Source organism: Morganella sp. HSTU-ASny43, assembly GCF_022819185.1.
GTDB lineage: Bacteria > Pseudomonadota > Gammaproteobacteria > Enterobacterales > Enterobacteriaceae > Morganella > Morganella morganii.
The window spans coordinates 102746-123228 of the sequence record NZ_WSPG01000011.1 but is presented as its reverse complement, the minus strand read 5'-3'; the positions used below and the strand labels follow the sequence as shown (position 1 = coordinate 123228).

The 20483-nt window shown below is 52.9% G+C and carries 18 protein-coding genes; 4 read left to right on the top strand and 14 right to left on the bottom strand.

The annotated features are described in order from the left end of the window. Positions 1 to 579 precede the first annotated feature (579 nt). Positions 580 to 1557, top strand: coding sequence for a 6-phosphofructokinase (gene pfkA, locus GN208_RS08265; RefSeq protein ID WP_004240806.1), 978 nt, complete (start codon positions 580 to 582; stop codon positions 1555 to 1557). Between the two features lie 258 nt (positions 1558 to 1815). Here the strand turns inward: pfkA and tpiA are convergent, their stop codons facing one another. Then, positions 1816 to 2586 carry a triose-phosphate isomerase gene (gene tpiA / locus GN208_RS08260; RefSeq protein WP_004240805.1) on the bottom strand — a complete coding sequence of 257 codons (771 nt, stop codon included), beginning with the start codon at positions 2584 to 2586 and terminating at the stop codon, positions 1816 to 1818. Positions 2587 to 2719: 133 nt separating this feature from the next. Continuing rightward, on the bottom strand, positions 2720 to 3340 hold the full coding sequence (locus GN208_RS08255) for a YiiQ family protein (RefSeq protein WP_004236620.1): 621 nt from the start codon (positions 3338 to 3340) through the stop codon (positions 2720 to 2722). Between the two features lie 57 nt (positions 3341 to 3397). Between GN208_RS08255 and GN208_RS08250 the strand changes: the two genes are divergently transcribed. Beyond that, on the top strand, positions 3398 to 3826 hold the full coding sequence (locus GN208_RS08250) for a DUF805 domain-containing protein (RefSeq protein ID WP_004236619.1): 429 nt from the start codon (positions 3398 to 3400) through the stop codon (positions 3824 to 3826). A 34-nt stretch (positions 3827 to 3860) separates the two neighbouring features. Here the strand turns inward: GN208_RS08250 and fpr are convergent, their stop codons facing one another. After that, positions 3861 to 4610 (bottom strand): ferredoxin--NADP(+) reductase, encoded by a 750-nt coding sequence (gene fpr / locus GN208_RS08245; protein WP_004236618.1) that lies wholly within the window; start codon positions 4608 to 4610, stop codon positions 3861 to 3863. Positions 4611 to 4935: 325 nt separating this feature from the next. On the opposite strand from fpr, the gene emrD reads away from it, so the two are divergent. Beyond that, the gene (gene emrD, locus GN208_RS08240) at positions 4936 to 6123 is read left to right on the top strand and encodes a multidrug efflux MFS transporter EmrD (protein WP_004236617.1); all 1188 of its coding nucleotides are present in this window, start codon (positions 4936 to 4938) and stop codon (positions 6121 to 6123) included. Between the two features lie 69 nt (positions 6124 to 6192). Here the strand turns inward: emrD and glpQ are convergent, their stop codons facing one another. The 4 genes from glpQ to GN208_RS08220 all read right to left on the bottom strand — a co-directional run bounded on the left by glpQ (position 6193) and on the right by GN208_RS08220 (position 11379). Continuing rightward, positions 6193 to 7275 (bottom strand): glycerophosphodiester phosphodiesterase, encoded by a 1083-nt coding sequence (gene glpQ, locus GN208_RS08235; protein ID WP_279577434.1) that lies wholly within the window; start codon positions 7273 to 7275, stop codon positions 6193 to 6195. Between the two features lie 14 nt (positions 7276 to 7289). Then, the gene (gene glpT / locus GN208_RS08230; protein ID WP_004236614.1) at positions 7290 to 8642 is read right to left on the bottom strand and encodes a glycerol-3-phosphate transporter; all 1353 of its coding nucleotides are present in this window, start codon (positions 8640 to 8642) and stop codon (positions 7290 to 7292) included. Between the two features lie 322 nt (positions 8643 to 8964). Further along, complete coding sequence (gene glpK, locus GN208_RS08225) at positions 8965 to 10491, bottom strand: glycerol kinase GlpK (RefSeq protein WP_004236613.1); 1527 nt, start codon at positions 10489 to 10491, stop codon at positions 8965 to 8967. Between the two features lie 69 nt (positions 10492 to 10560). After that, positions 10561 to 11379, bottom strand: coding sequence for an MIP/aquaporin family protein (locus tag GN208_RS08220; RefSeq protein ID WP_015422391.1), 819 nt, complete (start codon positions 11377 to 11379; stop codon positions 10561 to 10563). Positions 11380 to 11694: 315 nt separating this feature from the next. Between GN208_RS08220 and zapB the strand changes: the two genes are divergently transcribed. Next, entirely contained in the window at positions 11695 to 11937 is a 243-nt protein-coding gene (gene zapB / locus GN208_RS08215; protein ID WP_004236611.1) for a cell division protein ZapB, read from the top strand. Positions 11938 to 12294: 357 nt separating this feature from the next. On the opposite strand, the gene rraA is transcribed toward zapB, so the two are convergent. The 7 genes from rraA to priA all read right to left on the bottom strand — a co-directional run bounded on the left by rraA (position 12295) and on the right by priA (position 20341). Beyond that, entirely contained in the window at positions 12295 to 12828 is a 534-nt protein-coding gene (gene rraA, locus GN208_RS08210) for a ribonuclease E activity regulator RraA (RefSeq protein ID WP_004236610.1), read from the bottom strand. Positions 12829 to 12955: 127 nt separating this feature from the next. Further along, positions 12956 to 13885 (bottom strand): 1,4-dihydroxy-2-naphthoate polyprenyltransferase, encoded by a 930-nt coding sequence (locus GN208_RS08205; RefSeq protein WP_004236609.1) that lies wholly within the window; start codon positions 13883 to 13885, stop codon positions 12956 to 12958. Positions 13886 to 13998: 113 nt separating this feature from the next. Next, entirely contained in the window at positions 13999 to 15333 is a 1335-nt protein-coding gene (gene hslU / locus GN208_RS08200; protein ID WP_004236608.1) for an HslU--HslV peptidase ATPase subunit, read from the bottom strand. Positions 15334 to 15344: 11 nt separating this feature from the next. Continuing rightward, on the bottom strand, positions 15345 to 15875 hold the full coding sequence (gene hslV, locus GN208_RS08195) for an ATP-dependent protease subunit HslV (protein WP_015422392.1): 531 nt from the start codon (positions 15873 to 15875) through the stop codon (positions 15345 to 15347). Positions 15876 to 15975: 100 nt separating this feature from the next. Further along, a complete protein-coding gene (gene ftsN, locus GN208_RS08190; protein WP_036413503.1) occupies positions 15976 to 16782 on the bottom strand; it encodes a cell division protein FtsN in 807 nt (268 codons plus the stop codon). 77 nt (positions 16783 to 16859) lie between these two features. Continuing rightward, positions 16860 to 17888 carry a DNA-binding transcriptional regulator CytR gene (gene cytR, locus GN208_RS08185; RefSeq protein ID WP_004236605.1) on the bottom strand — a complete coding sequence of 343 codons (1029 nt, stop codon included), beginning with the start codon at positions 17886 to 17888 and terminating at the stop codon, positions 16860 to 16862. A 251-nt stretch (positions 17889 to 18139) separates the two neighbouring features. After that, positions 18140 to 20341 carry a primosomal protein N' gene (gene priA, locus GN208_RS08180; protein ID WP_243828326.1) on the bottom strand — a complete coding sequence of 734 codons (2202 nt, stop codon included), beginning with the start codon at positions 20339 to 20341 and terminating at the stop codon, positions 18140 to 18142. Between the last annotated feature and the right edge of the window lie 142 nt (positions 20342 to 20483).

The window sequence follows — 20483 nt, the reverse complement described above, 5'->3', positions numbered from 1 at the left end:
GAGTAATAGAGGCGGTGTAATAAATATTAATTTAGTATGACAAAATATTACTGATATCTGTTTTTCAAATCCGGCCATAAATTATATTCAATAATTGCAAAAAAATATTATATAAATTTCTATTGCATTATTTATGTCACGATGTGAGTAATGAAATAATTTCTTACGGTTTGTTTTTGTTAATTACATAATGTGCGGTAAATCCGGATATATATTCTTTCCCGGATATGCCTTTTATTTCAGATCCTGCTTTTGACCCCTGCTTTTCCGGTAACGCATTATTTGTGAAAAAAATGTTTCATATCCGCTAATTATTTTTTGTTTTTCGGGTATCCTTAACGGGTATGCTGAGTAATCCTGCGGTTATGACAGGCCTGTGTTTCCGGTGTCTCAAAATGACAAAAAAATCCGCAAAGATAGGTGCATCCGGCTAAACCTTATCTTACTATAGGATTAGGTGAATCAATTCAGCAATGCGTTACAGCAGTGAATTCCCGAAGCCTGACCGGGGAAGCGTGATAACATGCCGCTCAGGTTTTTCAGATTTACACATATTACATCTGCAAATCAGAGGTCATCATGAGCAAGAAGATCAAACGAATCGGTGTGTTGACAAGCGGCGGTGATGCGCCGGGCATGAATGCTGCAATCCGTGGCGTTGTCCGCGCTGCGCTGTCAGAAGGGCTGGAAGTTATCGGGATTTATGACGGCTATCTCGGCCTGTATGAAAACCGGATGAAACAGCTCGACCGCTTCAGTGTCTCTGATGTGATCAACCGCGGTGGTACCTTCCTCGGGTCGGCGCGTTTCCCGGAATTCCGTGATGACAAAGTGCGGGAAACCGCGATTGAAAATTTGCGCAAAAATGGCATCGACGCGCTGGTGGTTATCGGCGGGGACGGTTCTTATCTCGGTGCCAAAAAACTGACCGAAGCGGGTTTCCCGTGTATCGGCCTGCCGGGTACTATCGATAATGACGTGGCGGGAACCGACTACACCATCGGCTATTTTACCGCACTGGAAACCGTGGTTGAAGCTATCGACCGTCTGCGTGATACCTCCACTTCCCACAAACGTATCTCTATTGTAGAAGTGATGGGCCGCTATTGCGGTGACCTGACACTGTCCGCTGCCATTGCCGGGGGCTGTGAATTTATCGTTCTGCCGCCGAATGAAGTGGAATACAGCAGTGATGAACTGATTGCAGAAATCAAAGCCGGGATTGATAAAGGCAAACGCCATGCGATTGTGGCGATCACCGAACATGTCACCGACGTGTATGAGCTGGCGCGGCAGATAGAGGCGACAACACATCACGAAACCCGTGCAACGGTACTGGGGCATATCCAGCGCGGCGGCTCGCCGGTGGCGTATGACCGCATCCTGGCATCCCGCATGGGTGCTTATTCTATTCAGTTACTGCTGGAAGGTTACGGCGGCCGCTGTGTCGGGATCCAGAATGAAAAACTGGTTCATCACGATATTATTGATGCGGTAATGAATATGAAGCGGGTGTTTAAGAAAGACTGGTATGAGACCGCGAAGAAACTCTACTAAAAATCCTCGTCATCCTTCAGCCTGTGGCCGCGTTGGCTTCATTCATCGCCCGGGTCACATACTGATGTATGCTCCCCGGACTCTTTATTTTGCCGCCTTGCCACAGACTGAATGATTCAGAGGATTGCGTGAATTTTTTAAAGATAATACCTGATGACTCAATTTGGGATTGATCAGAATAAAAAGAAGCGGTTTGCACAGTAACAGGCACAAAAAAAGCGGCGATTTCGCCGCTTTTTGCTGTCCGGAGTCCGGAGATTATTTTGCGGCTTTTGCTGCCGCTGCGGCTTTGACGATCACGGCGAAAGCATCTGCTTTCAGTGATGCGCCGCCGACTAATGCGCCGTCGATATCCGGCTGGGTAAACAGCTCTGCGGCGTTTTTATCATTTACAGAACCGCCGTACTGGATAATAACCTGCTCTGCCACTTTCGCATCTTTCTTCGCGATATGGCTGCGGATAAATTTGTGCACTGCCTGTGCCTGCGCAGGAGTAGCGGACTTGCCGGTACCGATAGCCCAGATTGGCTCATACGCGATGACGGCGCCGAGGAATGCATCCGCACCCTGAGTGTTCAGAACGGCATCAATCTGACGTGCGCAGACTTCTTCGGTTTTACCCGCTTCATTTTCTGCTTCGGATTCACCGATGCACAGTACCGGGGTCAGACCCAGTTTTTTCAGGATCGCGAATTTCTCTGCCACTAATTCATCACTCTCACCGTGGTAAGTGCGGCGCTCGGAGTGGCCGATAATGATGTATTGTGCGCCGATGTCTTTCAGCATTTCAGGGGAGGTTTCACCGGTGAACGCACCGGAGAGATTCAGACCGGTATCCTGGGCACCCAGTACAATGGAGGAGCCCGCCAGAACCTGTTTGGCCTGAGAGAGATAAATTGCCGGTGGTGCGATCGCAACATCACATCCGGTGACATTGCCGATTTCATGACGCAGAGCGGTGATCAGCTCATAAACCATTTTACTGCTGCCGTTCAGCTTCCAGTTACCCATGACTAAGGGATGTCGCATTGTATTTCCTCCTGCCGGAATGAGTTAAATGACTTAAGCTTTATTACCATTGTCCGCGCAGAGCGGCGAACAGGCAAACAGAGAGACAGTATAGTGAAAGCGGCGCGAAATAGCTTTGCTTTTCGGCCACTGTTTACTGTGCCGTATCACTATTAGATAGCGAAAGCTTAATCGGTTCAATAGCGAAAGTTACCCCATTTTTATCATCAACTACCAGAAGATAGCGTAATGCACCGAATTGAGAGGCGTAAGTGCCGGTTTTGAAATCCGTTGCCAGTGCCCGGCTCAGGGCGGCATCAATATTGTTTTTATTGAGCGTCGGTTCGAACTGAATAATCAGTGCCTTAATATAGGCCAGCATCAGGGCTCGGTTGGTTTTTTCCGCTGCACTGTCTGCACCGGGCAGCAGTGTCAGCTGGAGACTTTTGATTTTTTCACTGTCGCGCTCAAGGATGGCGGAAGAGTAAATATAAGGGCTGATGCGGGTTGCCGCCCGCAGATAGCTGGCGGTAATGTCGTTTGAGGCCACGACTTTGTATTCCCGTAATGGCAGCGACGGGTTGTTGCGGTTAAACTGTTCGCGCATAACGGGGATGGTGATGCCGAAAGCAGGGGCATCCGCCTGAAGCCAGAGTGTTTCCGGCGGGCAGGGGATGGGGATCAGTACCGCGTCACCGGCCGCAACCGGGGTGACGGGCAGCAGCGTACATCCCGCTGTCAGGGCGGCCAGTGCGGTTTTTTTGACTGCGTTCATAGCGACTCCCTGTGGTCCGTCTGCAATATAACCAGTGTACACGATTAGGAAAGAGAAATGACACTACAACAATGGGCGTTTTCGTTTCACGGGCGGATCGGCCGCAAAGCATTCTGGGCGGGGATCGGCGTGTGCGGCGCAGTGCTGTTTCTCCTGATGTCATTACAGGGGCTGTTTAAGCTGCCTGTTGAAGTGATTATGGTGCCGGTGCTGATGGTGATGTATCCCGCCGCCGCGATTTTTACCAAACGCCTGCATGACCGCAACAAGCGCGGCGGCTGGGCGTTAATGCTGGTGATGGCGTGGGCACTGACCACGCCGGACTGGAGCCTCGCCGGTGATTTCTGGCAGTGGGGGCTGGGGCGTTTTCTGCCGATTTTTATCGTGATGATAATGGTGCTCGACTGCGGTGTGTTTAAAAGTCTTGATGAGGGCAACCGCTTCGGGGAGAGCACACAGCCGGTGGATAAAATCGACAGCCACTGAGGCAGAGACAGCGGGCGAACCCGCGGTCAGGGTATCACCAGTATTGCTCGCTGGTGATATGGCCGGGTTTGCGGCGCAGGTGTTTGCGCATCTCCCGCCCAGTTTTCAGCAGATTTTGTGTGTCTTTCACCATCTCCGGGTTACCGCACAGCATCACATGGCTGTTTTCGGCGGTCAGCGGTAATCCGGCGGCGGCTTCCAGTTCACCGGAACTGATCAGCGCCGGTACCCGGCCATGCAGTGAGCCTTCCGCATGCTCCCGGCTGACGACAGTCACGATCCGCAGTTTGTCACTCCCGATTTTTTTCTGCAGTTCCCGCATCAGCGGCAGATAGCTCAGGTCGGCGGCATAGCGCACAGCATGCACCAGCACAATATGACGGAACCGCTCCAGATCTTTGCCATATTGCAGAATGGATAAAAACGGGCCGATGGCGGTGCCGGTGGAGAGCATCCAGAGGGTGTCGCAGTCCGGTACTTCATCAAGCACAAAAAAACCGGCCGCTTCATCGGTGATCAGCAGTTCATCTCCCGGGGTCAGGGCTGCCAGCCGCGGGCTGAGTTTACCGTCGCCGACAGTGACCAGATAAAATTCGAGGTCATCATCATCCGGTGCATTAACATAAGAATAAGCGCGCTGTGTGCGTTCGCCGTCAATTTCCAGGCCGAGTTTGGCGAATTGTCCCGCTGTAAAGGGAAGGACAGGTGCCTGAACATGCAGGCTGAATAAGGTATCAGTATGGTGTGTGATACGTGTGACACGTCCTGTGATCCAGTTTGACATGCATAACCTCCGTCAGTCGCAGAATGGTCGTTATTAATATGTAAACCAGTGTAATAAGCCGACGGGGAAAAATGTATCGATTAAATGCGTCAGAGGATCCTGTCGCATGAATACGATAAATCAGGATGAACTGTACAGTTTAGTTGCCGGAAACAGCATAAAAACGGTCGTTCTGTTACAAAAATAAATGTGTGAACTATCTCCCAAAATTTTTTTAATTTGCTATTTTATACGGTATCGCAAGTATGACTGATTCCGGCCGTGATTAATGCTGCCGGAATTGTGCTGTGCCCTCCCGGTGACAATGTAAAGACTGACAATAAAAATGAAAAAACTGGAAAATTTTCATCTGCTGGTAATGCTGATTGCGCTGATTGCTGTCGGGCAAATGACGCAGACAGTGTATGTGCCTGTAATAACGGATATTGCGCTGGATTTCGGTAAACCGGCGGGTGCCGTGCAGAGCGTGATGGCGGCGTATTTATTTACTTATGGTGCATCCCAGCTTATTTACGGGCCGATTTCAGATAAAGTCGGCCGCCGTCCGGTGATCCTCACCGGGTTATTTATTTATGTGTTATCCACGACTGCCGCGCTGTTTTCACCGAATCTGACTATGCTGGTGATTGCCAGCGGGTTACAGGGGCTGGGGACCGGGGTGGCCGGGGTGATGGCGCGAACCATGCCGCGTGACTTATACACCGGAATTTCCCTGCGTTACGCCAACAGCCTGCTGAATATGGGGATCCTGGTCAGCCCGCTTATCGCCCCGATGCTCGGTGGTGCACTGGCATTTTTCTTCGGCTGGCGTGCCTGTTATGCGTTTCTGCTCCTGCTCGGTCTGGCGGTGGGTTACAACATGTGGCACAAACTGCCGGAAACCCGTCCGCCGATGAAAGAGAAACCTAAAATGTGGGCCTCTTTCCGTCTGCTGCTGACCAACCGGACATTTGTGCCGTATCTGGCGATGCTGATATGCGGCCTGGCCGGGGTGGCGGTATTTGAGGCATCCAGCGGTGTGCTGATGCGTGACGGCCTGGGGCTGGGCAGTATGGCGGTGAGTATTCTGTTTATTCTGCCGATACCTGCGGCATTTTTCGGTGCCTGGTTTGCCGGGCGTGACAGCAAATCCTTCAGTTTTCTGGTGTGGTGTGCGGTAATCTGCTGTCTGGTGGCCGGGGCGCTGATGTGGATCCCGGGGCTGCTGGGCGTGATGAATGTCTGGACCTTACTGATCCCTGCTGCGCTGTTTTTCTTTGGTGCCGGGATGCTGTTCCCGCTGGCCACCACGGCGGCCATGGAGCCGTTCCCGTATCTGGCGGGGGCTGCGGGGGCGCTGGTGGGCGGATTGCAGAATGTGGGCTCTGGTGTTGCTACCTGGATTTCCGCACTGATGCCGCAGGGCGGACAGGGCAGTGTCGGCCTGCTGATGCTGGCGGTCTCTGTGATTATGGTGTTGTGCTGGCTGCCGCTGGCTCACCGGTTGCAGAATCAGCAGCCGATGGCATCCTGAGTCAGGCTGCTGATATAAAGAAAACGGGCACTATTGTGCCCGTTGTTCTGTTTCGCAACAGAGTAGTGATCACTGATGCAGTTTATGTTTTTGCAGAAACTGTATGCCTTTGTCCGGAAAATCAGTAAATAACCCTTCTGCTCCGGCCTGAATATAAATAGCATCAAATAACTGTTCAGTGTTTTCCGCATACGGCGGCAAGGCATCCGCGCGGACAGTAAACGGATGGATCATCAGTTGCGAAGCGTGTGCCTCTTTTGCCATCGGCGTCAGAGTGATGTGACCCGGTTTGGACTCCTTGCTGATAAGCATATGATAATCAGGCCCGATACCATCAGCATATGCTGCGATTTTACTCATCGCACCGGGAGCCATCATCCAGTCGTAGTTATAGTTGACCCATTTGCCTTCCGCATTCTGTTCAAATGTTTCCTGCCAGTCGGTGTAAGCGATCAGCTGTATCAGCATCAAATCCATCTTCATTTCCGGCATCAGCTCATTTTTGATGCGCTTTAATTCATTCGGATCGAAACACTGAAGAAATACCCCGGAATCTTTAGTCTGGTAGCCGTAGGCTTTCAGCACTTCCAGGGTTTTACGGGTGATATCTTTACCTTCCTGACGGTGGAACCACGGCGCTTTGATTTCGGGGTAAATCCCGGTATTTCTTCCGGTGGAATGGTTCAGACCCTGAATGAACTCAAGTTCTTCCTGAAAGGTATGAATACGGAAATCTGATTTTCCCATCGGAAAACGACCCGGATATTTTTGTACGGCTTTACCATTTTCGATTTCAAACCCCTCGGTAAATTTCAGGGATTTAATTTCCGCGAGGGTAAAATCGATGGCGTAGTAACGGCCATCTTTACGTGCGCGATCCGGAAAGCGTTTTGCCACATCGGTAACACGGTCAAGGTAATGATCATGCAGGACGATGAGCTCATCATCTTTGGTCATCACCAGATCTTGTTCCAGATAATCAGCACCCTGTGCATATGCCATCGCTTTGGCCGGCAGGGTATGCTCCGGCAGATAGCCGCTGGCACCGCGAGGTGCAATCACAATCTTATTGTCTGCCGCAAAAGCGGCAGAGCCGCAGATCATGGCACCCGCAAGGGCACTGACAAGATAAAACTGACGGGGTATATTCATCTGTCTGTCTCCGCTTATGCTTTATTGCGGGCGATTTCATCGTGATGTTTCTTCTCACCACGCATCACCACAACTAACAGGATCACAGCGAGCACACTGCCGCCAATCATGACACCAAAACCGCCATCCCAGCCGAAATAATCCACAGTAAAGCCGACGATTGCACTTGCTGCCACAGAACCGCCGAGATAGCCGAATAATCCGGTGAATCCGGCGGCGGTACCGGCTGCTTTTTTCGGTGCCAGTTCCAGGGCATGAAGGCCGATAAGCATGACCGGGCCGTAAATCAGGAAGCCGATGGTGATCATACACGCCATATCAACAGACGGGTTACCCGCCGGGTTGAGCCAGAAGACCACGGTGGCAATCGTCACCAGCGTCATAAAGAACACTCCGGTTGCGCCGCGGTTTCCTTTGAAGATTTTATCTGACATCCAGCCGCACAGCAGCGTACCCGGGATCCCCGCCCATTCATACAGGAAATAGGCGACAGAATAGCCTGTTATATCGAAATGTTTGACTTCCCGGAGATAGGTCGGTGACCAGTCGAGCACGCCGTAACGCAGCAGATAAACAAAGACGTTAGCAACAGCGATATACCACAGTAACTTATTCGGCAAAATGTATTGCATGAAGATCTGTTTTGCCGTCAGTTCAACTTCACTGTTCTCTGTATAGTCATCAGGATAGTCGTTTTTGTACTCTTCGATTGGCGGTAAGCCGCAGGATTGCGGGGTATCCCGCATCAGGGCAAATGCGATGAGTGCCACCAGAATGGCCGCAAATGCCGGCATGTAAAACGCCGCTTTCCAGTCACCGAACCAATACATCCCCAGCAGCATCAGCATCGGCGGTAAGCCGCCGCCGACGTTATGGGCACAGTTCCAGATTGATACAATTCCGCCGCGCTCTTTCTGTGACCACCAGTGCACCATAGTACGTCCGCACGGAGGCCAGCCCATCCCCTGGAACCATCCGCAGAGAAACAGCAGAATAGCCATAATCCAGACGGAAGAGGTTGCCCAGTCGCAAAAGCCCATGATAAGCATGACAGCCGAGGCAAGGATAAGCCCGGTCGGGAGAAAATAGCGCGGGTTAGCCCGGTCAGAAAACGATCCCATGATAAATTTGGAAAGACCATAAGCAATGGAGATCGCAGACAATGCCGTCCCCAGTTCGCCTTTGGAAAATCCCTGCTCCATCAGGCTGGGGAAGGCGAGGGCGAAATTTTTCCGGACCAGATAATAGGCAGCATAGCCAAAAAAGATACCTATAAAAATTTGCCAGCGCAGACGGCGGTATACCGGATCAATGCGATCAGCACTGAGCCTCTGAATGTGCGGTGCAGGTTTAAACAGGCTTAGCATAGACATCTCCCTCGCTAAGTATTTGTCAGTATTTGGTGGTGAAGTTTACCGGAACAGCAGCGGTTTTCTTCATATATTTTCCTTTTCGCTCACAGAATATTCGATTTAATTCGTTATTACTGTGAATGTCAGCACATACGGTTACATACTGATTACAGTTGGTTGTTTTTTGTGATCTCTGACGGGTATCCGGGAGTTTGGTCTGCGGATATGTGCTTTTACCGGGTGAGGCGGGTTTTTGTTCTGGTGGTGATTGTTGTTTTCGCGCATAAAAAACCGCCGGTATTAACCGGCGGCAGAGAGATAAAAAACAGAAAGGGGATTAGCTGTGATCTTCCCAGTCCTGTGTGCGGGCAACGGCTTTTTTCCAGCCGCTGTAGCGGACATTCCGTTCCGTGGTTTCAATGCCCGGACGGAAGGTTTTCTCGATGGTGGATTTGGCTTTGATTTCCTCTAAATCCTGCCAGAACCCGGTGGATAACCCGGCCAGCAGTGCCGCACCCAGTGCAGTACTTTCGCGGATCAGCGGGCGTTCCACGGATGTCCCCAGGATATCGGACTGGAACTGCATCAGGAAATTGTTTGCCACCGCACCGCCATCGACACGCAGCGCCTTCAGACGGGTTCCGGCATCGGCCTGCATGGCTTCCAGCACGTCGCGGGTCTGATAGGCGATAGATTCCAGGGTGGCACGGATCAGGTGATTGCTGTTCACACCCCGGGTCAGACCGAAAATAGCACCGCGCGCATACGGATCCCAGTAAGGTGCGCCCAGGCCGGTAAAGGCAGGCACCACATACACACCGTTGCTGTCTTTGACTTTGGTGGCGAAATATTCGGAATCGGTGGCATCGGCAATGATTTTCATCTCATCGCGCAGCCACTGGATGGAGGCACCGGCCACAAATACCGCGCCTTCAAGGGCATAATTCACTTCACCGCGCGGGCCGCAGGCGATAGTGGTCAGAAGACCGTGTTCGGACAGTACCGCTTCGTTACCGGTGTTCATCAGCAGGAAGCAGCCGGTGCCGTAGGTGTTTTTCGCCATACCCGGCTGAACACACATCTGGCCGAACAGCGCCGCCTGCTGGTCACCGGCGATACCGGAGATAGGAATACGGGTGCCGCCTTTCCCGCCGATATTGGTTTTGCCGTAGATTTCAGAGGACGCTTTCACTTCCGGCAGCATGGCGCGCGGAATACCGAACAGGTCGAGGATTTTCTGATCCCACTCCAGTGAACGGATGTTATACAGCATGGTGCGCGAGGCGTTGGTGTGATCGGTGACATGTACACGTCCCTGGGTCATGCGCCAGACCAGCCAGGTATCGACAGTCCCGAACAGTAGTTCTCCTTTCTCCGCCTTCTCCCGCGCACCTTCGACATTGTCGAGGATCCACTTCACTTTGGTGCAGGAGAAATACGGGTCAATCACCAGGCCGGTATTTTCCCGGATATAGCGGACCATCTCTTCATTCTGTTTGAGACCGGTGCAGTAATCTGCTGTCCGGCGGCACTGCCAGACAATCGCATTATAAACCGGTTTGCCGGTCTCTTTTTCCCAGACGATGGTGGTTTCGCGCTGGTTGGTGATACCGATAGCTGCGACTTCGTCCGGATGCACGTCAGTTTTGGCGAGGACTTCTGTTAAGACTGAGCTCTGTGTGGCCCAGATTTCCATCGGGTCATGTTCCACCCAGCCCGGTTTCGGGTAGATTTGAGTGAATTCGCGCTGCGCGATATCGATAATATTGGCATTACGATCAAAAAGTACCGCCCGTGAACTGGTGGTTCCCTGATCCAGCGCGACGATATACTTTTTCTCACGGGTGATTGTTTCTGTTGTCATAATTAAACCTGTTTTATTTCTGAGTGAACAAACACGCGATAACGTCAGAGTACGTGATTCGCTGCGGTATTATTTTTCGTCCCCGGTATTACACACTTCGCACGGCAGATGGCGGCCGATCAGCTTGCGGTAACCGAATGCACCGAGTAACCCGCCGACGATCGGCGCAAACATCGGTACCAGGAAATACGGGATATCACGCCCGCCGGTGAAGGCAATATCTCCCCAGCCTGCAAGGTATGCAACCACTTTCGGGCCGAAGTCACGGGCAGGGTTAAGGGCGAAGCCGGTCAGCGGACCGAAGGAGCCGCCGATAACCGCAATCAGCAGACCAATCAGCAGTGGTGCCAGCGGGCCGCGCGGTACACCGTTGCCGTCATCGGTCAGTGCCAGGATAAGACAGACGAGGATAGCGGCGATCACCACTTCGATAAAGAACGCCTGACCCACGCTGACCGGTGCTGCCGGATAGGTGGAGAAAACCCCGGCGGTAAAGAGGCTTTCCTGTGAGCCGCGGACAATATGATGCACCTGGTCATAATCGAGGAACACATTGTAATACATGGCATAAACCAGCGCTGCAGCGGCAAACCCGCCGAGGAACTGGGCCACAATATACGGAATCACTTTGCGGCGCTCAAAGCAGGCAAACAGCCAGAGCGCGAGTGTGACAGCCGGGTTAAGATGTGCGCCGGAGATCCCGGCTGTCAGATACACCGCCAGTGCCACACCCAGACCCCAGATGATACTGATTTCCCATAATCCCAGTTGTGCACCGGCGATACGAACCGCGGCCACACAGCCTAAACCAAAGAAGACCAGCAGTGCTGTACCCAGGAATTCGGAGAGACATTGTCCGAAGAGGGTCGGAGATTTCATTAGACTCATAGTATCAATCCTGATAGTGCAAAATTAGGGTGAAATAAGTGCAAATTATTAACAAATAATGTTCTTCGTGTATCAGACGTATGTCTTAGTGTGAATTTATCGTTAATGAGCGGAAACGAGAAATAACGAAATCAAAAACTGTGGATCTCGTCAACAAATTGAGCGATTTCGCTTATTTTATAACAAGCGAGCAACATTCAGGCGAATATCAGCCGGATTTTATTCTGCTGCATTATGGGGAATACACGGGATGTGACTGGACACATTGATAACACCTACTTACAATCAGAGCATCGCTTACAAGGAGGACGCAAGATGTCATTTGAAGTATTTGAAAAGCTGGAAGCAAAAGTCCAGCAGGCTATCGACACCATCACCCTGTTACAGATGGAAATCGACGAATTAAAAGAAACGAACAACAACCTGAACCGCGAAGTGCAGAATGCAGCCGGTGCCCGTGAGTCACTGGTGCGTGAAAACGAGCAGCTGAAGCAGGAGCAGGCAGGCTGGCAGGAGCGTCTGCGGGCTTTGCTGGGTAAGATGGACGACGTCCAGTAAATTACACGTCATCCTTCGTTCCGCAGCGGCGTTGGCTTCGTTCGTCCGCCCCGGTCACATACTGATGTATGCTCCCGGGGACGTCCTCACTTCGCCGCCTTGCTGCAAAACGAATGATTTAGTGTAATCGCGGTTTTGATGCTGTGGCTGTGTTGGTTTCGCTCAGCTCCCCGGTCACATACTGGTGTATGCTCCCGGGGCTCTTCGCTTCACTGTCTTGCCACAGAACGAATGATTTAGTGTAATCGCGGTATTGCTGCAAAACGAATAATTGAGTGTGATGCGGTTTTTATCTTGTGTCATAACGACAAAAGGGCGGATATCCGCCCTTTTTGTTGTCTGTGTATCTTATGAGGATTACGCTTCGGTCAGCTCATCTTCATCATCATCATTTTCTTCCGGAAGCGTCAGCGGGATATCTGACAGGATAATCCCGGTGTTATCCGCATACAGATAATCGCCGGAGAAGAAGGTCACACCGCCGAAATTCACGCGGATGTCACTGTCACCGATACCTTCTGAACCACAGCCTGCCGGAATTGCGGCCATCGCCTGGATACCGATATCCATTTCAGCCAGATCATCCACCTGACGCACCGCGCCGTACACCACAATACCTTCCCAGCCGTTCTGCACAGCCAGTGCCGCGAGTTCCGCGTCAACCAGTGCACGACGGACAGATCCGCCCCCGTCAACGAGGAGAATACGGCCCTCTCCCTCTTCTTCCAGGAGATCAAAGAGCAGTCCGTTATCTTCAAAGCATTTTACGGTGGTGATTTGCCCCGCAAACGATGAACAACCCCCGAAGTTGGAAAACAGGGGTTCAACGACATTCACATTTTCCTGGTAAATGTCACAAAGCTCGGAGGTGTCGAAGGTATCATTTTTCATAGGATTTTACGTCTGGTTGCTGCCGGATACAGTCAGTATAGCCCCTTCACACGGTTGTTTGCAAAATCAACAGCGGCCGCTTTCCGATCTGAATCAAGAAAGCGGCAGATTTCGGCGTAAATTCTGGTTACAGACGCTGGCAGATAAGTCCTGCGGAAAACAGGATATTGACCAGAAGTGCGGCTTTCACCATCTGTTCCAGCAGCGGGCGCATTCCGGTGGCGGTCATATCCCCCAGCACGCGTCTGATATGCATAAACAGTACCGGTGCAGAGAGCAGGAACAGCCAGCTGTACCAGCCGTGCAGATAGAGAAGGGTAAAGAGCACCAGGCACAGGAATGCCACGGTAATCACGGTGGCATGGTAATAGCGGGATTTCAGCGGGCCGAGGCGGACGGCCAGGGTGTTTTTCCCGGCCAGGATATCATTTTCGATATCGCGCATATTATTGATATTCAGCACTGCAACAGACAGCAGTCCGCAGGCGGTCGCCGGCAGAATGGTCAGCGGACTGAAAAAACCGGCCTGCAGGTAATAGGTGCCTATCACACTCAGCCAGCCGAAAAAGATCAGAACAGAAATATCACCCAGTCCGAGGTAGCCGTAGGGTTTTTTCCCGACTGTATAGGTGATTGCGGCGATAATCGCGGCCACACCTAACCCCAGGAAGCCGATAATATCTTCCGGTTTCTCACAGGCGACAATAATCAGGGCCAGCCCGGACAGACAGGCGAGGGTGACGGTCAGAATCAGCGCCTTTTTCATCTGAGCGGCGGTGATAACACCTTTCTGCATACCGCGCAGCGGCCCGAGGCGTGCTTCGGTATCGGTGCCTTTTACCGCATCGCCGTAGTCATTGGCCAGATTCGACAAAATCTGCAGAATGCCGGTGGTGATAAGGGCGAGCAGGGCAACAGGGAATTTAAAGTGGCCGGTCCAGTAAGCCAGAGCGGAACCGGTAATAATCGCGATCACCCCGAGAGGTAATGTTTTGGGCCGCAGGCTTTCCAGCCAGGCTTGGGTACGGCTGATGGCCGGTGAAGGGGTGACTGACATTGAAACTCGCTTACTTTTCAGAATGAAATAATAACGACAAAAATAATAACGCAGACTGCCGGGCAGATTATACCCGTACAGTCTGAATACTATTATGTCTGATTATTATCAAATTACAGAATAAAGCGACTTAAATCTTCATCCGCCACGAGCTGATCCAGATGATCTTTCACATATTCCGCATTGATCTCAATGGATTGACCCTGTTTTTCACTGGCATCGTAGGAAATTTCTTCCATTAATCGTTCCAGCACCGTATGTAAACGACGGGCACCGATATTTTCGGTGGTTTCGTTGACCTGCCATGCAGATTCAGCAATTTTACGGATGCCGTCGGCTGTAAAGGTGATATCCACACCTTCGGTGGCCATCAGTGCTTTGTACTGAACGGTCAGTGAGGCGTTAGGTTCGGTCAGAATGCGCTCGAAATCTTCCGTGGTCAGTGCCTGTAATTCCACACGGATAGGCAGACGGCCCTGTAATTCCGGGATCAGGTCAGACGGGCTGGAAACCTGGAACGCACCGGAGGCGATAAACAGGATGTGGTCGGTTTTGACCATGCCGTGCTTGGTGGAGACAGTACAGCCTTCAATCAGCGGCAGCAGGTCACGCTGAACCCCTTCGCGGGACACATCCGGCCCGGAGGACTGGCCGCCGCGCTTACAGATTTTATCGAACTCATCGATAAACACGATACCGTGCTGTTCAACCGCTTCAATGGCCTGCTCTTTCAGCTCTTCCGGATTGACCAGTTTGGCGGCTTCTTCCTCAACCAGCAGTTTGAAGGCTTCTTTTATCTTCATTTTGCGTGGTTTTTGTTTTTGTCCGGCCAGGTTCTGGAACATGGACTGTAACTGGCTGGTCATCTCTTCCATGCCCGGAGGTGCCATGATTTCCACACCCATTGGTGCGGCAGAGACTTCAATTTCAATGTCTTTGTCATCCAGCTGGCCTTCGCGCAGTTTTTTGCGGAATGCCTGGCGGGCAGCTGACGGCTCTGCCTGGGTATCAGTCTGACCCCAGTTATTTTTTGCCGGCGGGATCAGCACATCGAGAATGCGTTCTTCGGCCATTTCCTCAGCACGGAAACGGTTTTTCTCGATAGACTGCAGGCGCACCATTTTCACAGCGGAATCAGTCAGATCACGGATGATGGAATCCACTTCTTTACCGACATAACCGACTTCGGTGAATTTAGTGGCTTCGACTTTGATAAACGGCGCATTGGCCAGTTTGGCAAGACGACGGGCAATTTCGGTTTTACCGACACCGGTCGGGCCAATCATCAGAATATTTTTCGGGGTGACTTCGTGACGCAGCTCCTCATTGAGCTGCATACGGCGCCAGCGGTTACGCAGCGCGATGGCAACAGCACGTTTGGCTTTATCCTGGCCGATAATATGGTTATCGAGTTCGCTGACAATTTCGCGTGGAGTCATTTCGGACATAACGTCGATCCTTATGCTTTTGAAGGTAATTCTTCAAAATTCAGATTGTGGTTGGTGTAGATACAGATATCACCGGCAATAGTCAGTGCGCGCTCCGCGATTTCACGGGCACTCAGATCGGTGGTTTCCAGCATGGCGCGGGCTGCTGCCTGGGCGTACGGGCCGCCGGAACCAATGGCAATCAGATCATTTTCAGGCTGAACGACATCCCCCTGGCCGGTGATAATCAGCGATGCGGTTTCATCGGCAACGGCCAGCAGGGCTTCCAGTTTGCGCAGCATGCGGTCGGTACGCCAGTCTTTGGCGAGCTCAACGGCGGCTTTTGTCAGGTGTCCCTGATGGAGTTCAAGTTTGCGTTCAAACAGTTCGAAGAGGGTAAAGGCATCCGCGGTGCCGCCGGCGAAACCGGCAATGACTTTGTCGTGATAGAGGCGGCGGACTTTGCGGACATTACCTTTCATGACGGTATTACCCATTGTCGCCTGCCCATCACCACCAATTACGACCTGGCCATTACGGCGAACACTTACGATTGTTGTCATGAGTCAGCCCCTGGTTGTGCTAAAGGATGGAGAGAGGCCGCCGGGTATATTCCCGGCGGCACAGAATTAACTAGAGATATGGGGGGAGGGCTGAAGGATTTCAACCCCCGGCGGAGCGAAGAATACAATTTGTTACGCCGGCATCAGCGGCACGGCTTTTCACCGACTGCGCGGCGGATTTCTCATACGGGCCAAGCATCACACGATACCAGCCGCCGCCCTGGGACACCCGGCTTTCGATACCGGAGAAGGCGAGACCGGCGCGAACTTCTTCTGCCTGACCACTCTCACGGAATGATCCGCACTGGATTAACCAGCGCTCAGGCGCAGCCTGTGGTTTTTCCTGCACCGGTTTTGGTTTCTCAGCCGGTTTTTCGGCCGGCTGCGGTGCCGGACGGGTTTCCGGCTGCATACGCAGCTGCGGATCCTGGCCGGTAACCACGACCTGAGAGCGCGGAACCGTGCCGTTTGCCGGTACTTCCTGTAACTGAACCGGTGCCTGCTGCATATCAGACTGCATCTGCTCCAGCAGCTGCCGCTGTTCCTGGGTCAGTTTGGCATTCGGATCAATGCGGTTGGCCGGTGCCTGCGGGTTGGAGTAATACTGCTCCGGTACCCCGGCTTCGCGGTTTTCCAGCTCTTTGATATAACGCCAGCGCTCCTCCGGGATCGGCGGGAGCCCGTTACCGGTACTCTGCTGATGCGCAGGCGGAATGATGCTGTCAGAAGCGGTCTGACTTTTTTTGTTATGGACCAGATAGAACAGGCCGCCGACAAAAACGACCACCAGTGCCACGGCGATCACCAATGTGGTGAACGGCAGGCCTTTCGCCTGACTTTTCTTCCGTGATTTACTTTTTTTACGCGGCGCAGAGCGTCCGCGTCCCACATAATCTCGTTGTGCCACTGTTTCAATTCACTAATGAGTCGGTTAAGGGAACATATTATTCAGCGTTACATGTTACTTAACCTTATGGATTTTGCCTAGCTTTTAGGCGCGCAGGCACTTTCTCTGATGATTAAATCAGAATCCAGCAGGCGCGAACCTTTTGCCACGGTGTGTCCCTGCAACTGTTCCAGCAGCAGTAAGAAAGACTGACGGCCGATTTCATAACGGGGCTGTGCGATAGTCGTCAGGGTCGGCGAACAGTATTGTGCGGCCGGTAAATCATCGAAACCGACAACCGAGAGATCCTGCGGCAGTGTCAGCCCCTGTTTTCTGGCCGCCCAGAGAACGCCGATCGCCATAATATCGTTGTGGCAGAAAATCGCGGTCGGCGGTTCCGGCAGTGCCAGCAGCTGTGCGGCACATTCCGCGCCGCTTTCGTGGGTGAAATCCCCGCGCACCAGATACTCGTCCCGTACCGGCATTCCCATACGGCGCATGGCCTGAATATACCCTTCGACACGGTACTGACACAACGGCAGCTCTTCCGGCCCGGAAATACAGGCGATGCGGGTGTGTCCGAGTGACTGTAAGTAATGGGTGGCATTAAAGGCGGCGGTCAGGTTATCAATATTCACCGTCGGCAGCTCCAGCTCCGGGGCAAATTCGTTAGCCATCACCATCGGCGGGAAGTGGCGCTGTTCATCATGGCGGCTGTCAAACGGCACATCGGAGCCAAGCAGCACCATGCCGTCAATTTGTTTGGTGACAATCAGATTCACAAAAGTGTGTTCCGGCTTGTGCTGATAACGGCAGTCACCGATCAGAACCAGATAGCCGTGTTTGGCAGCAATTTCCTCGATACCAACAATAATATCGGTAAAAAACGGATCACCGATATCCGGCACAATCACCAGAATGGTGCGGGATTCATTACGTTTCATCCCCCGGGACAGATTATGCGGGTAATACCCCACTTCCAGGACAGCATTTTCCACTTTCTGCCGTGTCTGCACAGACACTTTCTCCGGATTCATCAGTGTCCGCGACACGGTCGCGGTTGAGACGCCTGCGGCTCTGGCGACATCTTTCATTGTCGCGCCGGTATCGTTGCGGCGTGGTTCCATCATTAATTCCTTTGGTTACCCTGTAAGTGTATCGATTGCGCGGTTTTTGTGATCATTATGGTCCGCTGTACTTTTCACATGCCTGTGAAAAACCGCCTGAGCTTCTTAAGTGAAATTCAGACGGTTTATTAATCGTTCTATTAACGGCTATTCTAAGCCCTTTGTAAAATTAATCTGTTACCTGGTTTGCATAAAACTGTGAGTTATCTCAATTTTTTGAGACAACGCGCACTTTCCGTGAGACGTCAGTCTCAGCCGTCGGTCGGATCGACATCCACATTCCAGCGGACTTTCCGGCTTTCCGGCATCTGCTGAATATACGGAATGGCCTGCGCGACAATTTTCTGCAGCTGACTGCGGGACGGATGCTGTAACAGCAACTGCCAGCGGAAACGTCCGCCGCGTTTGGCCTGGATAGCTGGCAGCGGCCCCATCAGCCAGAAATGCTCATCCCGCAGCGGATGGGATTCGAATAACTGGCGTACCGTCTGCAGGAATGCATTCGCCCGCTGGTTATTCTGATCTTCGGCGCGGATCATCACCTGGCTGGTATAAGGCGGCAGACAGACACTCTGCCGCTCATTCAGTGCCTGTGCGGCGAAGGCGGCATAGCCTTTTTCCAGCAGCACGGTCAGCAGCGGATGTTCCGGATGGTGAGTCTGCAAAATGACCTCGCCGCGTTTCCCGGCGCGTCCCGCCCTGCCGGAGACCTGGGTGTAGAGCTGTGCAAAGCGCTCTGCCGCACGGAAATCACCGGAGAACAGCGCGCCGTCGACATCCAGCAGTGCCACAAGGGTGACATCCGGAAAGTGATGCCCTTTGGCCAGCATCTGGGTACCGATCAGGATGCGTGCGCCGCCCTGATGCACATCCGCCAGATGCTGCTCCAGCTCGCCTTTGCGGCTGGTGGTATCGCGATCCAGCCGCGTGACCGGAACATCCGGGAACAGCGGGGTGATGCTCTCCTCCAGCTGTTCGGTGCCCAGCCCGACCGGCACCAGCTGTGTGGAGCCGCACTGCGGGCACTGTTTCGGTACCGGGCGCTGGCTGTCACACTGATGGCAGCGCAGCATGCGGTGGTTCTGGTGCAGAGTATAAAAATGGTCGCAGCGCGGGCATTCCGCTATCCAGCCGCACTCGTGGCACAGCATTGCCGGGGCAAAGCCGCGCCGGTTGAGGAACAGAATAACCTGATTATCTGCGGCCAGATGGTGGCGGATGCGTTTGATCAGCGGTTGTGACAACCCGGAAGTCAGCGGCAGCCCTTTCAGGTCGAGCAGATGCTGGTCGGCAAGCTGTGCATTTCCCGCCCGCTGTGTCAGCGGCAGGACTTTGTATTTTTTCTGCTGGACATTAAACAGGGTTTCCAGTGACGGGGTCGCCGTGCCCATCACAATCGGAATATCATTTTTCTTGGCACGGAACACGGCCAGATCACGGGCGTGATAACGCCAGCCGTCCTGCTGTTTATAGGAGCCGTCGTGCTCCTCATCGATAATAATGATGCCGAGAGAGGTAAACGGCGTGAACAGCGCGGAGCGGGTACCGATAACAATGGCGGTCTCCCCGCGCTTTGCCCGCAGCCAGACAGCCAGACGCTCGCTGTCATTCATGCCGGAATGGAGAATATCCACCGGCGCCTGAAAACGGGCGCGGAAGCGGGCGATGGTCTGGGGGGTCAGGCCGATTTCCGGTACCAGAACCAGGGCCTGGCGGCCTTCGGTCAGCACATTTTCCAGCACACTGAGATACACCTCGGTTTTCCCGGAGCCGGTGACGCCGTCCAGCAGCCAGGGAGAAAACTGATGCTGCTCTGCGCGGATCGCCCCCACAGCGGTGGCCTGCTCGGTATTGAGTTTCAGGCGTTCGCCGGTGACGGCAAATCCCGGCTGCCAGGGTTTGCTCTCCGGCTGCACATCGTTCAGGGTGATCAGGTTTTTCTTTTTCAGTCCCTGCAATGCACTGTCGCTGAGTTCATATTCCGGAGTCTGATGGCGGTAAACCGGCTGGCGGCGCAGACAGGCCAGTGCCTGCTGCTGTTTCGGGGAGCGTTTGAGGGTATGGATATCAATCTCACGTCCTTCCGGCGTCACTTCCCAGCACCACAGCGGTGCAAAGGCGGCTTCTTTGCCCTGACGCAGCAAAATCGGCATGGCATGAAACAGCACTTCCCCTAACGGATAGTGATAATACTGCGCCGCCCAGTTCAGCAGCGGCCACAGATCCCCGGGAAACAGCGTGTCATCATCCGGGCAGGCAATGACCGGCTTGAGTTTCTCCGGGCTGAAGGTGCTGGTTTCCGCCAGTTCAGCCACAATGCCGACTGCCTGTTTCTGTCGTCCGAACGGCACAATCACCCGTGCCCCCGGTACCGGGCGGGGCATATCATCAGGCAGTAAATAGTCAAATGTTTGTGTCAGAGGTACTGGTAATATCACCCGGACGACTGTCATTATAATGTCCATCATCGGCAGAGCGCCGGCGTGTAAAAAATACACAGCGGCGGAAAAGGCGCAAAAGTGTCTGAATAATCACCGGATTTCAGTTTTTCCCCGGTAAAAACAGGGAAATTATCCGTAAAACAGGATCCAGAAT

Bases quoted from the DNA above. Each gene is read 5' to 3' on its own strand.
- pfkA (WP_004240806.1), top strand. From the start codon at position 580: ATGAGCAAGAAGATCAAACGAATCGGTGTGTTGACAAGCGGCGGTGAT.
- tpiA (WP_004240805.1), bottom strand. From the start codon at position 2,586: ATGCGACATCCCTTAGTCATGGGTAACTGGAAGCTGAACGGCAGCAGT.
- GN208_RS08255 (WP_004236620.1), bottom strand. From the start codon at position 3,340: ATGAACGCAGTCAAAAAAACCGCACTGGCCGCCCTGACAGCGGGATGT.
- GN208_RS08250 (WP_004236619.1), top strand. From the start codon at position 3,398: ATGACACTACAACAATGGGCGTTTTCGTTTCACGGGCGGATCGGCCGC.
- fpr (WP_004236618.1), bottom strand. From the start codon at position 4,610: ATGTCAAACTGGATCACAGGACGTGTCACACGTATCACACACCATACT.
- emrD (WP_004236617.1), top strand. From the start codon at position 4,936: ATGAAAAAACTGGAAAATTTTCATCTGCTGGTAATGCTGATTGCGCTG.
- glpQ (WP_279577434.1), bottom strand. From the start codon at position 7,275: ATGAATATACCCCGTCAGTTTTATCTTGTCAGTGCCCTTGCGGGTGCC.
- glpT (WP_004236614.1), bottom strand. From the start codon at position 8,642: ATGCTAAGCCTGTTTAAACCTGCACCGCACATTCAGAGGCTCAGTGCT.
- glpK (WP_004236613.1), bottom strand. From the start codon at position 10,491: ATGACAACAGAAACAATCACCCGTGAGAAAAAGTATATCGTCGCGCTG.
- GN208_RS08220 (WP_015422391.1), bottom strand. From the start codon at position 11,379: ATGAGTCTAATGAAATCTCCGACCCTCTTCGGACAATGTCTCTCCGAA.
- zapB (WP_004236611.1), top strand. From the start codon at position 11,695: ATGTCATTTGAAGTATTTGAAAAGCTGGAAGCAAAAGTCCAGCAGGCT.
- rraA (WP_004236610.1), bottom strand. From the start codon at position 12,828: ATGAAAAATGATACCTTCGACACCTCCGAGCTTTGTGACATTTACCAG.
- GN208_RS08205 (WP_004236609.1), bottom strand. From the start codon at position 13,885: ATGTCAGTCACCCCTTCACCGGCCATCAGCCGTACCCAAGCCTGGCTG.
- hslU (WP_004236608.1), bottom strand. From the start codon at position 15,333: ATGTCCGAAATGACTCCACGCGAAATTGTCAGCGAACTCGATAACCAT.
- hslV (WP_015422392.1), bottom strand. From the start codon at position 15,875: ATGACAACAATCGTAAGTGTTCGCCGTAATGGCCAGGTCGTAATTGGT.
- cytR (WP_004236605.1), bottom strand. From the start codon at position 17,888: ATGGAACCACGCCGCAACGATACCGGCGCGACAATGAAAGATGTCGCC.
- priA (WP_243828326.1), bottom strand. From the start codon at position 20,341: ATGACAGTCGTCCGGGTGATATTACCAGTACCTCTGACACAAACATTT.